The sequence below is a fragment of the Clostridium bornimense genome, assembly GCF_018917145.1.
Taxonomy (GTDB): Bacteria; Bacillota; Clostridia; order Clostridiales; family Clostridiaceae; genus Clostridium_AN; species Clostridium_AN bornimense_A.
Window position 1 is genome coordinate 23,814 of record NZ_JAHLOD010000012.1, and the last position, 14,765, is coordinate 38,578.

19 protein-coding genes are annotated in these 14,765 nt (G+C 28.7%); all 19 read left to right on the plus strand.

The window, feature by feature from the left end:
• The first annotated feature begins 55 nt into the window (after window positions 1–55).
• On the plus strand, window positions 56–1,192 hold the full coding sequence (gene dnaJ / locus KQI30_RS05940; RefSeq protein WP_216462349.1) for a molecular chaperone DnaJ: 1,137 nt from the start codon (window positions 56–58) through the stop codon (window positions 1,190–1,192).
• 195 nt (window positions 1,193–1,387) lie between these two features.
• On the plus strand, window positions 1,388–2,344 hold the full coding sequence (gene prmA / locus KQI30_RS05945; protein ID WP_216462351.1) for a 50S ribosomal protein L11 methyltransferase: 957 nt from the start codon (window positions 1,388–1,390) through the stop codon (window positions 2,342–2,344).
• Between the two features lie 15 nt (window positions 2,345–2,359).
• Complete coding sequence (locus tag KQI30_RS05950; RefSeq protein ID WP_216462352.1) at window positions 2,360–3,109, plus strand: 16S rRNA (uracil(1498)-N(3))-methyltransferase; 750 nt, start codon at window positions 2,360–2,362, stop codon at window positions 3,107–3,109.
• Entirely contained in the window at window positions 3,109–4,422 is a 1,314-nt protein-coding gene (mtaB, locus tag KQI30_RS05955) for a tRNA (N(6)-L-threonylcarbamoyladenosine(37)-C(2))-methylthiotransferase MtaB (RefSeq protein ID WP_216462354.1), read from the plus strand. The genes KQI30_RS05950 and mtaB overlap by 1 nt, the downstream gene beginning before the upstream one ends.
• On the plus strand, window positions 4,422–4,763 hold the full coding sequence (locus KQI30_RS05960; RefSeq protein WP_253287407.1) for a histidine triad nucleotide-binding protein: 342 nt from the start codon (window positions 4,422–4,424) through the stop codon (window positions 4,761–4,763). The genes mtaB and KQI30_RS05960 overlap by 1 nt, the downstream gene beginning before the upstream one ends.
• 110 nt (window positions 4,764–4,873) lie before the next feature.
• The gene (rpsU, locus tag KQI30_RS05965; protein WP_032121923.1) at window positions 4,874–5,050 is read left to right on the plus strand and encodes a 30S ribosomal protein S21; all 177 of its coding nucleotides are present in this window, start codon (window positions 4,874–4,876) and stop codon (window positions 5,048–5,050) included.
• Window positions 5,051–5,306: 256 nt separating this feature from the next.
• Complete coding sequence (locus KQI30_RS05970) at window positions 5,307–5,594, plus strand: YabP/YqfC family sporulation protein (RefSeq protein WP_216462355.1); 288 nt, start codon at window positions 5,307–5,309, stop codon at window positions 5,592–5,594.
• Window positions 5,587–6,720, plus strand: a complete 1,134-nt coding sequence (yqfD, locus tag KQI30_RS05975; protein ID WP_216462356.1) for a sporulation protein YqfD — start codon at window positions 5,587–5,589, stop codon at window positions 6,718–6,720. The genes KQI30_RS05970 and yqfD overlap by 8 nt, the downstream gene beginning before the upstream one ends.
• 12 nt (window positions 6,721–6,732) lie before the next feature.
• Entirely contained in the window at window positions 6,733–8,802 is a 2,070-nt protein-coding gene (locus KQI30_RS05980) for an HD family phosphohydrolase (protein ID WP_216462357.1), read from the plus strand.
• Window positions 8,783–9,286 carry an rRNA maturation RNase YbeY gene (gene ybeY, locus KQI30_RS05985; protein ID WP_216462358.1) on the plus strand — a complete coding sequence of 168 codons (504 nt, stop codon included), beginning with the start codon at window positions 8,783–8,785 and terminating at the stop codon, window positions 9,284–9,286. The genes KQI30_RS05980 and ybeY overlap by 20 nt, the downstream gene beginning before the upstream one ends.
• 8 nt (window positions 9,287–9,294) lie before the next feature.
• Window positions 9,295–9,996, plus strand: a complete 702-nt coding sequence (locus KQI30_RS05990) for a diacylglycerol kinase (RefSeq protein WP_216462359.1) — start codon at window positions 9,295–9,297, stop codon at window positions 9,994–9,996.
• A gap of 16 nt (window positions 9,997–10,012) precedes the next feature.
• Window positions 10,013–10,402 carry a cytidine deaminase gene (locus tag KQI30_RS05995; protein ID WP_216462360.1) on the plus strand — a complete coding sequence of 130 codons (390 nt, stop codon included), beginning with the start codon at window positions 10,013–10,015 and terminating at the stop codon, window positions 10,400–10,402.
• A 9-nt stretch (window positions 10,403–10,411) separates the two neighbouring features.
• Window positions 10,412–11,302, plus strand: a complete 891-nt coding sequence (gene era / locus KQI30_RS06000) for a GTPase Era (protein ID WP_216462362.1) — start codon at window positions 10,412–10,414, stop codon at window positions 11,300–11,302.
• Window positions 11,303–11,322: 20 nt separating this feature from the next.
• Window positions 11,323–12,048, plus strand: a complete 726-nt coding sequence (gene recO / locus KQI30_RS06005; protein WP_294341943.1) for a DNA repair protein RecO — start codon at window positions 11,323–11,325, stop codon at window positions 12,046–12,048.
• 13 nt (window positions 12,049–12,061) lie between these two features.
• Entirely contained in the window at window positions 12,062–12,622 is a 561-nt protein-coding gene (locus KQI30_RS06010) for a DUF4342 domain-containing protein (protein ID WP_216462364.1), read from the plus strand.
• Window positions 12,623–12,729: 107 nt separating this feature from the next.
• Window positions 12,730–13,641, plus strand: a complete 912-nt coding sequence (spoIIIAA, locus tag KQI30_RS06015; RefSeq protein ID WP_216462365.1) for a stage III sporulation protein AA — start codon at window positions 12,730–12,732, stop codon at window positions 13,639–13,641.
• Window positions 13,638–14,153: a hypothetical protein gene (locus tag KQI30_RS06020; RefSeq protein WP_216462366.1), complete on the plus strand. Its 516-nt coding sequence runs from the start codon at window positions 13,638–13,640 to the stop codon at window positions 14,151–14,153. The genes spoIIIAA and KQI30_RS06020 overlap by 4 nt, the downstream gene beginning before the upstream one ends.
• Window positions 14,154–14,166: 13 nt before the next feature.
• Window positions 14,167–14,361, plus strand: a complete 195-nt coding sequence (spoIIIAC, locus tag KQI30_RS06025; RefSeq protein WP_044037832.1) for a stage III sporulation protein AC — start codon at window positions 14,167–14,169, stop codon at window positions 14,359–14,361.
• A 9-nt stretch (window positions 14,362–14,370) separates the two neighbouring features.
• Complete coding sequence (gene spoIIIAD, locus KQI30_RS06030; RefSeq protein ID WP_216462367.1) at window positions 14,371–14,757, plus strand: stage III sporulation protein AD; 387 nt, start codon at window positions 14,371–14,373, stop codon at window positions 14,755–14,757.
• Window positions 14,758–14,765 lie beyond the last annotated feature (8 nt).

The following is a 14,765-nucleotide window of genomic DNA, read 5'->3' on the forward strand; positions in this document are numbered from 1 at the left end:
ATACTAAAGGGAAGGGTTTTACCCCTCCCTTAATTTAAGTAGGGTGGTGAAGAAATTGGCAAATAAAGATTATTATGAAGTGCTTGGTGTATCAAGAGATGCATCTCAAGATGAAATAAAAAAGGCTTTTAAAAAGCTTGCTATAAAATATCACCCAGATAAAAATCAAGGTAACAAAGAAGCTGAAGAAAAGTTCAAAGAAATAAATGAAGCGTTTCAAGTATTATCTGATCCAGAGAAAAAGCAAAGATATGATCAATTCGGAAGTGCCGATGGTGCTGGATTCGATGGATTTGGTGGATTTGGCGGCTTTAGTAGTGGCGGCGGTTTTGATTTTGATTTAGGTGATATATTTGGAGACTTCTTTGGCGGTGGCGGAAGAAGTAAGAGAAGAAATGGTCCAGAAAGAGGATCAGATTTAGAAGTAACAATTAATTTAACTTTTGAAGAAGCAGTTTTTGGTTGTAAAAAAGAGATAAAGATTGTTAGAAATGAAAGTTGCGAAACTTGTAATGGTACAGGTGCTAAGGCTGGTAGTGGAAAAGAAACATGTTCAAAATGTGGAGGAACAGGTCAAGTTAAAGTTCAAAGAAATACACCACTTGGAACATTTGTTCAAACTGGGACATGTGATGCATGTGGAGGAAAAGGTTCAATTATAAAAGATCCATGTTCACATTGCGGTGGCTCAGGTATTGAAAGAAGACAAAGAAGTATTACATTAGATATACCAGCAGGTGTAGATAATGATAATATAATTCCACTAAGAGGACAAGGAAATCATGGTACTAATGGTGGACCAGCTGGAGATGTATATGTAAGAATTAGAGTTACTCCAAGTTCAGTATTTAGAAGAGAAGGTTCTAATATATATATTGAACAACATATCTCAATTGGAAAAGCTATATTAGGTGCGGAAGTTAAAGTGCCTACTATTGATGGAGATGTTAAGTATGATGTTCCAGCAGGAACACAATCAGGAACAACCTTTAGACTTAAAGGAAAAGGTGTAAGCAAAGTTAATACTTCTTATAGAGGAGATCAATATGTAAAGATTATAGTTGATATTCCTAAGAAGTTAAATGAATCTCAACATGAAGCAATTGAAATGTTTATGGAAGCATCAGGAGAGTCTCTTGATGGAGTTCATACAAAAAAATTCAAAAGCAGATTATTTGGTAAAAAGAAATAATTTTGTTTATGAGGATGTTGCATAAGTATGTAGCATTCTCTTTTTGTATTTTGTAAGTAAACTATTATAAAGATAGAATCTATTTTATTGTTAATTTATAATAAAGTGTGTTAATATATAACTTGCATTAATGATTTAAAAAACTATGAATTTTATTATAGAAAAACAGTATTAAAATTAAGAAAAGGTGATTATATGAATAAAGATTGGATAGAAATAACAATTATAACTTCTTCAGAGGCGGTAGAAGCAGTTCAAGGAATATTATATACAACTGATGTAAAAGGTGTATCCGTTGTAGATAGTGAAGATTTAGAGTTTAAAAAGAAACATCCTGGTGATTGGGATTACTTCGATGAAGAAATTTTAAACATTAAAGAAGGTGCTGTTGTAAAGGGATATTATGTAGAAGAAGATAATATTGATGAAATAGTAGAATATATAAAAGAAAAAGTAGATAATTTAGGTGAATTTGGAATAGATAAAGGTGAAGGAACAATATTTGTAAATAAAGTTTCAGAAGAAGATTGGGCAAATAACTGGAAAAAGTATTATAAACCAACAAAAGTAGGTGCGAGATTAGTAGTAAAACCATTATGGGAAGAATATGAAAAGAAACCTCATGAATTAATTATTGAGTTAGATCCTGGAATGGCATTTGGTACAGGAACTCATGAAACAACAAGAATGTGTCTACAAGGGTTAGAAAGATATGTTGGAGAAGATACAACAGTATTTGATATTGGTACTGGATCAGGTATTCTTGCAATTGGAGCGGCAATGTTAGGTGCCAAAAAAGCTGTTGGTGTTGATTTAGATCCTGTAGCTGTAGATTCTGCAAAAGAAAATGTAGCTTTAAATAAGTTATCAGATAATATAGAAATATTACATGGCGATTTAATGGAAGTAGTAGAAGGAAAAGCTGATATAGTAGTGGCTAATATTATTGCAGATGTAATTAAGTTCTTAACACCAATGGTGAAAGATTATATTGTAGATGATGGATATTTCATTTCTTCGGGTATAATTAAAGATAAAAAAGATGAAGTTATTGAAGTATTAATTAAAAATGGTTTTGAACCGATGGAAATAAATAATCAAGGTGAGTGGATTTGCATAATTGCGAAGAAACACAAGATGATAACTAAATAGTCAAGGAGAGCATATATGCATAAGTTTTTTGTAGATAGTTCTAATATTATAGACAATAATGTAACCATAATAGGTGATGATGTAAAACATATTTATAAAGTATTACGTCTTTCTGTAGGTGATGATGTCGCAATTAATGATTGTAGTGGAAATGAGTTTCTTGGAAAATTAGAAGATATAAATAAGAAAGAAGTAAAAGTGAAAATTTTAGAAAAACTTGAAACTAGTAATGAATCTCCAGTTAAGATATCTTTATATCAAGGAATGCCAAAAGGAAGTAAAATGGACCTTATAGTACAAAAAGGTACTGAAATAGGGGTATCAAAGTTTCAACCTATTATTACTAAAAGAGTTGATGTAGCTTTTCAGGAATATAAAAAGCTTGATAGACTTAAAAAAATAATATTAGAAGCATGTAAGCAAAGTAAAAGAAGCATTATTCCAACTATAAGTGAGCCAATTAATTTTGAAAAAACAAAAGAAGAGTTAAAAGAATATGATTTAATAGTGGTACCTTATGAAAGAGCAGATGGTTACGGAATAAAATCTCTTTCTATGAATATCAAAAGGGAAGATATAAAGAATATTGCTATTGTAATTGGTCCAGAAGGTGGATTTGAAGAAGATGAGATTGAAGAATTAAAAGAGATAGGTGCAGAGATAGTTACTTTAGGAAAAAGAATTTTAAGAACGGAAACAGCAGGATTTGTAGCAACATCATTGTTATGTTATGAATTAGGAGATATGGGAGGCAGTGTAAGATAATGAAAGTAGCATTTCAAACATTAGGATGTAGAGTAAATTCATATGAAAGTGAAGCTATGACAGAGAAGTTTAAGAAGGAAGGCTTTGAAGTTGTAGATTTTAGTGATAAAGCAGATGTATATGTTATTAATACATGTACAGTTACTAATATGGGAGATAAGAAATCAAGACAAGCGATAAATAAAGCTAAAAAAGCAAACCCTGATTCTGTTGTAGCAGTTGTAGGGTGTTATTCTCAAACATCGCCAGATGAAGTATCTAATATAGAAGGTGTAGATGTAGTTCTTGGTACAAGAAATAAAGGGGATATAGTTTACTGGGCAAATAGAGCTATGGCAGAAAAAAATCAATTTGTTGAAGTAAATGATGTATTAAGAAATAAAGAATTTGAAGAATTAGAAATCAGCGAATATCAAGATAGAACTAGAGCTTTTGTAAAAATACAAGATGGATGTAATAGATTTTGTACTTTTTGTCTTATTCCATTTGCAAGAGGTGCTGTGTGTTCAAAAGATCCTAAGAAGGTTATAGAAGAAGTTAAAATTTTAGGTAAAAATGGATTTAAAGAAGTTATTTTATCAGGAATACATATTGCATCATATGGTATGGATTTAGATGAACAATATGAATTAGCTGATTTGCTAGAAGAAGTAGAAAAAGTTGAAGGTATAGAGAGGGTAAGAATAGGATCTATAGACCCAACATACTTTACAAAAGAAGTAGTAGATAGAATTAGTAAGCTAAAGAAACTTTGTCCTCATTATCATCTTTCATTACAAAGTGGTTGTGATAAGACATTAAAGAGAATGAATAGAAGATATACTGTTGAGCAATATATAGATATAGTTAAAAATTTAAGAGAAAAAATAAAAGATGTTTCAATAACTACAGATTTAATAGTAGGTTTCCCAGGAGAGACTGATGAAGATTTTGAAACAACATTGAATTTTGTTAAAGATATAAAATTATCAAAAATACATGTATTTAAGTATTCACCAAGAAAAGGAACAAGAGCTGCAACATTTGATGATGATGTTCATGGAACTATAAAAGAAGAAAGAAGTAAAGCAATTATTGCAGCAGATAGAAAAAATGAAGAAGATTTTGCAGAAAAATATGTAGGTAAAACAGTAAAAGTACTATTTGAAGAAAAAGTTAAAGGAAAAGAAGGATTTTACAGTGGATATACAGAAAATTATATTAAGGTAATGGCAGAATCTGATGAAGATATTAGTGGATTAATTCTTGATGTAGATATTAAAGAAAATCACACAATATACTTAGAGGGTTCTTTAGTGAAGGAGAGGATATAATGGATTGTTTATTTTGTAAAATAATAAAAGGAGAAATACCATCAGAAAAGGTATATGAAGATGATTTAGTTTATGCATTTAAAGATATATCGCCAATGGCTCCAATTCATATACTAATAGTGCCCAAAAAACATATTAGCACAATTAATGATATAGAAGAATATGATGAATCAGTGATAGGTTATATTTTTACTGTTGCTAATAAAATTGCCAAGGATTTAGGAATAGATGAAGATGGATATAGAGTTGTAAGTAACTGTAATAAGAATGCCGGTCAAACAGTATTCCACGTTCATTTTCACTTACTTGGTGGAAAAGAGTTAATTACTACACTTGGATAAGGTTTTATATTGACAATTAATTAAGATATAGTGTATAATAATCAATGTGCTATTGAAGCCCGCTGTATTTTAATTATTTTATTAAATGGCTAGCGGAGGGAGGGATATATATGTCAGAAATTAAAGTTGGAGAAAACGAAACATTAGATAGCGCTTTAAGAAGATTTAAAAGAAAATGCGCAAGAGCTGGTGTTCTTTCAGAAGTAAGAAAAAGAGAACATTATGAAAAGCCAAGCGTTAAGAGAAAGAAAAAATCAGAAGCTGCAAGAAAGAGAAAATTTAAATAGAATTGTCTATTATTAGAAGGTACTACAATTCAATACTATATAAGTTTAAAACTTTACAGTTAAAATTGTTTGAGTTGCCTTCCTGCGCAGTTGTATTATATTGCTTTAAATTTTAAGTGGGTAGATAGCTAAAGAATAGAAATAATGTAAGTTAATTATAAATAGACCTCATATGAGGTCTATTTTCATTTTTTGAATAAATGTTATAGTTGAGACTTTTTAAACATAGATTTAATATGAAGGAGGTTGATACTATATGAATGAGAAAATGAGAAAATCAGCAGAGTTTCTTTCTGAAAAGCTTGATATACCTATGGAATTAGTTGGAGTAAAAGCGAAAATCACAGTTTTGGGGGATGAGGAGATAACAGTAGAAAATCATAAGGGGATTATAAGTTTTTCAAAGGAATATTTAGAAATTGCTACTTATAAAGAGAATATTTCATTATATGGAGATAACTTTGAGATATGTTATATTTCAGAGGGGACGATGGTTATAAGAGGAAAGATTAACAAAATATTAGTAGGTGAAGATCATGAATAAAGGACAATATTTAAATTTATTTTATGATGCAAGATTGACTTTAAAAATAGAAGTTATAGAATTGGAAGAACTCATTAATACTCTTATAAAAAATGATATTGACATAGATAGTATAAATAGGTTATCTATATCATCAGCAATTTTATCTATTCAATATAAAGATTTTCAGAAGTTTAAAGAGATATTTAATAAATATGATGGAAGTTATGAAATCATAGGTAAAGATAAAAGAAGTACAACGATATATACTTTAAGAAATAGGATATCATTAGTTATAGGAATAGTAATATTCTTTTTATCATTAATGTTACTAAATGAATTTGTTTGGTCAATAGACATAAAAACAGAAAAGAATATTTCACCCTTTGAGATTAGAAATCTTTTATATAAAGAAGGAATAAAGGAAGGCACTTTTAAAAGAAAGATAAATTATGAAGATTTAGAAGAAAAGTTAAAGGAAGATCATCCTAAAATATCATGGGTATCTGTAAGACCATATGGTAGTAAGCTGCTTATTGATATTAGAGAAAAACAATTGCCACCTAGTTTAATTAAAGATGATACAAAGAAGGATCTAATTGCAAAGAAGGATGGAATAATATCTAGAGTGTATACAGCTAATGGGACTGCTCTTGTTAAAGCAGGAGATGTTGTTAAATGTGGAGATCCTTTAATATCTTATATAGAAGGTGATGAAACACATTCCTATGAAGTCGTTCCTAAAGGTGTTGTGATGGCTAAGACATTTTATGAAGATAAGATAGTTGTTCCATATAAAGAAAAAAATAGGGATAGAACTGGTAAGTATATAAGTAATAAATACATAATTATAGCAGGAAATAAAATATGCGTAAAAAAAGCTGAGAATAAATTTGAAAAATATGATAAAATAGAAGAAAACTATGGACCTTTTGTAATAGAAAAATATTATGAGGTTATTGAAAATGAGATAGACCTTGATAAAGAGTCAGTGATAAAAAAAGCAGAAGGTGAATTGTTAGAAAAAATAAAAAGTAATATTAGTGTAAATAGCTCTATTATGGATAAAAAGATAGATAAGGAAGAAAAAGGTGATTGTTGCGAAATAAGAATGATTATTCAATGTGAGGAAGATATATCTAGTTAAAGGAGAATTAACATGGAAGATAAGAGAAAGGTTTCCAAAAGAAAATGGAGTAGTATAGTATATATATATATAATAGCTTTTTCTGTTATATCTCTAATAATTTGTACTGGATATCATTCAGTAAAATATAATTTAAAAGTTGGGGATATAGCGAAAGTAAGCATAAAATCACCTCGAGATGTAGAGGATAAAGTTACAACTGAAAAAGATAAAGAAAAGGCATTGCAATCTGTACCTAAAGTATATAAGGTTGATAGCACTATTAAAAATAATCAGTTACAAAAAATTCAATCATTGATAGATACTTTTGATAAGGTTAGAGTAAATAAAAACAGTGAAGAGATATTAGATAAAATTGATAGTACATACGATTTAGATATTGATGATTTGAATACGATAATAAGCCTTAATGATGCAGACTACACTGCATTTCGTACATATTTGAAAGAATCCGTGGATTCATTATTAACTATAGTTATAAGAGATAATAATTCAGAAGATTTGGCAACTGTTAGAAAAAGCATATCTTCAAAAGTATCAGGATATAATCTTTCTTCGGAAGCAAAGAATATAATAAGTAAGATTGATAATAATTGTGTCAAAGTTAATGCAGTAGTAGATGAAGATAAGACAAAACTTTTGGAAGAGGAAGCTTTAAAAAAGGTTCAATCGGTAATGATAAAGAAGGATCAGACTATCGTAAAAGAAGGTGAACCTATAGAAGAATGGCAGGTGAAGGTTTTAGAATCATTAGGACTACTTAATTCTTCTAGAGGAAATAATTTTTTTATTTATGCATCTATAGTTCTTATAGTAGCTATTGTTACAGCTATGCAAGGAAGATATTTATACAAATTTAGAAAAGATATATTTTATTCACCTAGAAAATTTTCTCTTATATTTTTTCTTATTACTATACAAATATTATTTGCTAGAATTTTAGTCATTCAGCCGTATCTTATTCCATTAGGTGCTATTGTAATTTTAATGGTATTAATTTTTGATAGAGAGACAGCATTGGTGATTAATTGCCTTACAGCAATATTGTTATCTGTTGTAGTAAATTTTAATGTTCAAATAGTGATTGTATTTTTATTAAATATAATTTTAGCATTTATGTTTATGAAAAAATTGAATGTTAGAAATGATATTTTTTCTTCGTCACTTATTATATCTGTAGTTACAATTATTATTAATATTGTTGTAGGAAATATTATAAGTAGTAATATTATTGAAGTTTTAAAAAATTCAGCATTGCTAATGGTTGGGGGGATTTTATCAGCTATTTTTGCTGCTGGTGCATTGCCAATTATCGAAAATGTTTTTGATATAGTAACTAATATAAAATTATTGGAATTATCAAATCCAAATAATCCGTTATTAAAGAGATTAGTAGTTGAAGCACCAGGTACATATCATCATTCATTGATGGTAGGAAATCTAGCAGAAGTTGCAGCAGAAGAAATAAAGGCTAATGCAACATTAGCAAGGGTAGGAGCTTTTTATCATGATATAGGTAAAATTTCAAATCCAATATTTTTTAAAGAAAATCAAGTAGGTGAAAGTAATCCTCATAATAATTTATCATCCAAAATAAGCGCAATGATTATTATTTCTCATGTTACTGAAGGTATAAAATTAGCTAAAGAGTATGGCCTGCCAACAGTTATTGAAGATATTATAAGAGAACATCATGGTACAGATTTAGTTAAATATTTTTATATTACAGAAAGAAATAATGCTAAAAATCCAGATGATGTAGATGTTAATTTATTTAAATATCCAGGACCAATTCCAAGACGTAAAGAAAGTGCTATAATAATGCTTGCAGATGGTGTAGAAGCAGCAGTAAGAAGTATTAAAAATCCAACAGTAGAATCTATAACTGATATGGTTAATAGCATATTTACAAATAGACTTTCTGAAGGACAATTGAATGATTGTGATTTAACATTAAAAGATTTAGATAGAATAAAGAAAGCATTTATAAAAGTGCTTATGTCTATGTATCATCAAAGAATTGAGTATCCAAAAGATAAAAACAGTAAGGAGATAGAGAAAAGTGATTTATATAGAAAATAATCAATCAAAAATTGAAGTGAAAGATGAATTAAATGATTTATTAGAAAAAGTAATTAACTTTACTATAAAAGAGGAAAAGGTAGATGTTGATGTAGAAGTAAGTTTACTATATGTAGATAATGATGAAATAAAAAACATTAATAGTGAGTTTAGAAAAATAGATAGAGCAACAGATGTATTATCCTTTCCTATGTTAAGTTATCCAGAAGGTGAAGTTTATAAAGATGTATATTATAAAGATAGAGAATTATTAGAAAGAAATTTAGATAATGGAATATTAGTATTAGGTGATATTGTTCTATCTTTAGAAAGAGCTGAAGAACAAAGATTGGAATTCGGACATTCATTTTTAAGGGAGGCAGCATATTTAACAGTACATTCAGTGTTACATTTGTTAGGATATGATCATATGAATGATAGTGATAAAGAAAAAATGAGAAGACGTGAAGAGGAAATACTAAATAAATTTCAAATAACTAGGTAGGTGATACTATGAAGCAAGTTCATAGCATAGTGGATTCTTTTAATTATGCTATAGAAGGATTAGTATATGCAACTAGAACTCAAAGAAATATGAGAATACACCTGATTACATCATTAGGTATTCTCACAGCTTGTTTTTTCTATAAGCTTAGTAAAGCTGAAATATTGGTATTAGCAATAACTATAACATTAGTGTTATTTGCTGAACTTATCAATACTGCAATAGAAGCTACCGTTGATATATTAACAAATAATTTTCACCCACTTGCAAAGATTGCTAAAAATACAGCAGCTGGAGCTGTTTTGGTTACAGCAATCAATGCTATCTTTGTTGGGTATGTTATATTTTGGGATAAACTTAGAAAATTATCTTTTCAATTAGTTAATATAATAAAAGAATCTGATACATATTTAGTTTTTATAGTATTAATACTAATTTGTATGATAATATTATTTTTGAAAGCTGTTATTGGTGAAGGAACCCCACTTAGAGGCGGAATGCCAAGTGGTCATGCATCTATTAGTTTTGCTATTGCTACAATGATATCTTTAATTGCAAAAAATGAGAATATAATATTATTATCATTTATATTAGCAATTATAGTTGCGCAAAGCAGAGTAGATTCCAAGGTACATACAGTTTGGGAAGTAGTAGTTGGAGCAATTGTTGGAATGTTACTTACAATAATTATATTTAAAATTTTTACATAGTAAAGGAAAAGGTATTATGATAGATTTAATAAAGCTTGCTCTGGAATATAAAGAGAAAGCCTATGTTCCATATTCAAATTTTAGAGTAGGTGCAGCAGTACGTTTTGAAAGTGGAAATGTATATGGTGGATGCAATATAGAAAATGTATCATTTGGTGCAACTAATTGTGCTGAAAGAACAGCAATATTTTCTGGAATTAAAGAAGGAGAAAAAATTATAAGTGAAATTGCTATCGTAGCGGATTCAGAAGAACTTATAGCGCCCTGTGGAATATGCAGGCAAGTTATAGTAGAATTTTCTACAGAAGATACTAAAATAATTCTAGCAAAAAATGAAGAAGAGTATATAATTAAAACTGTTGAAGAAATTATGCCAGGAGCATTTACAAAAGATTTCTTAAAATAAGGAGGAAATATGTTTAAATCAGGATTTGTAACAATAATAGGAAGACCAAATGTAGGAAAATCAACTTTGATGAATTATTTAGTGGGGGAAAAATTATCTATTGTTTCTTCTAGACCACAAACTACAAGAAACAATATACAAACTATACTCACAACTAAGGATTATCAAATAGTTTTTGTAGATACTCCAGGAATGCATAAGCCTAAGCATAAACTTGGTGAATTTATGATGAAAAATGCTCAAGAAGCATTAAAAGATGTTGATCTTGTATTATTTATGACAACAGCAGAAAAAGAGCTTGGAGTTGGAGATAAAAAGATACTTGAGGATTTAAGGTCTACAAAAGGTAAGAAGATTTTTATAATAAATAAAATTGATGAAACTCCATCTGAAAAAGTAGCAGAATTTTTGGAGTCTATAAAAGAGTATGATTTTTTTGATGAAGTTATTCCGATATCAGCATCAAATGGTAAAAATGTAGATACATTATTAAAATTAATGGTTGATAACCTTAATGAAGGACCTATGTATTATCCAGAAGACATGATTACAGATGTAAATGAAAGATTTGTAGTTATGGAAATAATAAGAGAAAAAGCACTAAGATTATTATCTAAGGAAGTTCCTCATGGTATAGCAGTAGAAGTAATATCTATGAAGAAAGATGAAAGAGGTATGTATCATATTGATGCTAATATGATTTGTGAAAAAGATTCTCATAAAGGAATTATCGTTGGTAAAAATGGTGCCATGATGAAGAAAATATCTACTTATGCTAGACAAGATATTGAAAAATTCTTAGATGCTAGAGTAAATTTAAAAGTATGGGTAAAAGTTAGAAAAGAGTGGAGAGATAATGCTTTACTTCTAAAAGATCTAGGTTATAAAAACTTAAAGTAGGAGATGATATTCTGTCCATAATAAAAACTAGAGCTATAGTGTTAAAATCTATAGATTATAAAGAGAGAGACAAGATAATAACAGTTTTTAGTGAAAGTTTAGGAAAGATATCAATTATGGTTAGGGGAGTAAAGAGTAGTAAGAGCAAGATGCTTCCGTTGACCTTGCCGATGTCTTATAGTGAATTAGTTTTATTTAAAGGCAAAGGAATGTATACGTTGAATGAAGGATTTTTGATAGATTCTTTTCAAGAGATGTTAAAGGATATATACACTTTAACTTATGGAAATTATATTTTAGAATTAATAGATATGAGTATGGTGGATGATGAAGTAAATACTGAATTATTTAAAAGTGTGATTGTATCATTTTATTTCTTAAAAAATAAGGCTGTTAGCGATAAAATTGTAATAAGAAAATTTGAATTAGATTTGCTAAAATATACAGGGCATAGTTTAAATTTTGAAAATTGCGGTGTGTGTAGAAGGAAGATTATATCTAGTAATTATGTTATATATCCACCGTTTAGTGGAGTTTGTGGTAATTGTAATAAAAAAAATGGTATAGATATAGCATATAGCGTATTTTCATTTATGAAATATTTGTATCATATAGATATTATGAAACTACATATACTAAAAGAAAATGAATCTATAATTTCTGAAATAGAAAAAATTAATTCAGAATTAATAGTTACAAGTATAGGAAAAAGACCTAAAAGTTTAGAACTTTTAGAAATATTATAAGGGAGGAATAAAGATGGAAGATATTACTCTTGAAAAAATTGATACGTTAATTGAAAGAACAGGCATAAGCTATGGGAAAGCTAAAGAGATTTTAGAAATTTGTGATGGTAATATTGTAGATGCTTTAGTTTATGCAGAGAAAATGAAAGAAAATGAACCAGAGTCTGTTTTAAAAACAACTACCGATGGTGTTATTAAGTATTTAGAGGAACTTATAAAAAAAGGTAATGTTTCTAGAATACGAATAAAAAAAGAGAATAAAATTTTAGTAGACATTCCTGTAAATGGAGGAATAGCTGTAGGATTATTAGGAATTGCTATATCACCTATATTAATTCCACTTACAGTTATAGGTGGTGTTATCTCTAATGTTATTATAGAGATAACTGATGATGAAGGAAATATACAAGAAGTAAATACAATGATAGAAAATAGTGCTAAAGATATAAAAAGCAAAGTTTCAAATTTAGCACTTAATTTTAGAGAAAAGATTAATAACTCTAAAGAAGATAAAGGATCTACTTATAATGATACAATTTCTTATACTGTAAAATTTGATGATGAAGATAAGTAATATGGGGTATTGTTGCAATAACGATTAAATTTCGTTATTGCAACAATTTTTTTTTGCATAATTTATTATCTGCAGTAATAAAAATAATTATGTAAAGGAGGATTAAAATGGAAAACTGGAAAGAAGTAATATTATTATTGCCAGAATCGGTGGCAGTATTAATAAAGAAAAAACTAATTAAATCTATTGAAGAGATACGAGTGTCAATTAATAAACCTGTTGTTATATTAGGAGAAAATAAAGAAATTTTAGGAGAGAAACGAATCACAAATGAAGAATTTATGTTAACGCTAAATAGACTTACCTCATATTCATTGTATGCATATAAAGAAGAGATTAAAGGTGGCTATTTTACTTTAAAAGGAGGTCATAGGGTAGGTATAGGTGGACAATACATAACTGATGGTGGAAATATAAAGACTATAAAACATATTTCATCTCTTAATATAAGAATTAATAGGGAAGTAAAAGGTTGCTCTGATAGAATCCTAAAGTACATATGTGAAAATGGAAGAGTATATAATACGTTAATTGTATCTCCGCCAAAGTGTGGTAAAACAACACTTTTAAGAGATATATCTAGATACATCTCTAATGGTGAGAATTGTGATATTAATAGAGGAACTAGGGTAGCCATTATTGATGAAAGAAGTGAGATAGCCTGTTGTAATAAAGGTGTACCACAGTTTGATATAGGTTTAAGGAGTGATGTGTTAGACGGATGCCCCAAAAGTAAAGGCATTATGATTGCTATAAGGTCATTGAGTCCTGATGTAATAGTGTGTGATGAGATAGGTACTGATGACGATATAAATAGCCTAATAACAGCACTTAATTGTGGCGTATCTGTAATTACTTCAATTCATGGTAATGATATAAGTGATGTTGAAGGGAGAATTATGTACAAGAAGATATTTGACAATAAATTTTTTGATAGGGTTATAGAGTTAACTGGTTGTCCAAAGGTGGGAACAGTAAAAAGAGTATATGATTATAAGAATAAGAGGATTTTATTATGATTATAAAGATTATTGGATCACTAATTATTGTAGGAAGCACTACTATAGCAGGATTTATATTGGGGGATATTGTAAAGGGAAGATTTGATCAACTTATGGAATTACAAAAAGCAATAAATATTATAAAAAACGAAATTATATATTCTTTTGATGTTTTAGAAAATATTTTATTAACTACTTCAAAGCATGTGAAAGGACCTGTAAGCGAAATATTTAGACGAGCTAGTGAAATTATATATGTAAAGGAAGTTGATAGCGTTAAAGAAGCTTTTGATAAGGCTTTAGAAGATGTAAATCATAATTTGAATAAAGATGATATAGAAGTAATACGTACTATGGCTACTTCTATAGGAAATTTTGATGTTAATGGTGAAAGTGAATTACTAAATTTGACGTTAATCAATATTGAAAGGCAATTAAAAGAATCGGAGGAACTAAAGAATAAGAATTTGAAAATGTATAGATCCTTAGGAGTATGTATTGGATTGATTATAGTTATTTTTATATTTTAGGAGGAGAATATGTATGGAGTTAGTATTGGTTTTTAAAATAATAGGAATAGGAATAATAACAATTGTTTCAGATAGGTTATTAAAAGCTGCGAATAAAGATGATTTTGCGACTCTGGCAAATATAGCAGGAATAACAATAATATTATTTATGGTGATAGAGCAAGTTTTCAAGTTACTTACAACAGTTAGGACTATGTTTAATCTTTAAGGAGGTAAAATGGAAGGAATATTGAAAGTTGTGTCTATGGCGATGGTAGGCCTAGTAGGATATTTAGTGTTGAAAAAGTGGAGAGATGATATAGCAATTCTATTTTCCTTATCAATAGGTGTAGTTATTTTATTATTTGTTATGCCGCAAGTAGCTGAAGTTTTAAATCTTATAAAAAGATTAGCAGAAAAGGGAAGTATTGAACCTTTTTACATTGCAACTACATTTAAAATAATAGCAATTGCTTATATAACTACTATTGCATCTGAAATATGCAAAGATGCTGGTGTTGGATCCCTAGGAAGTAAAGTGGAACTGGCAGGGAAGGTAATGATACTAATGTTAGCTGTGCCTATAATATATGGGCTATTAGATACTATTGTTAAATTGTTATGAGGAAGGAT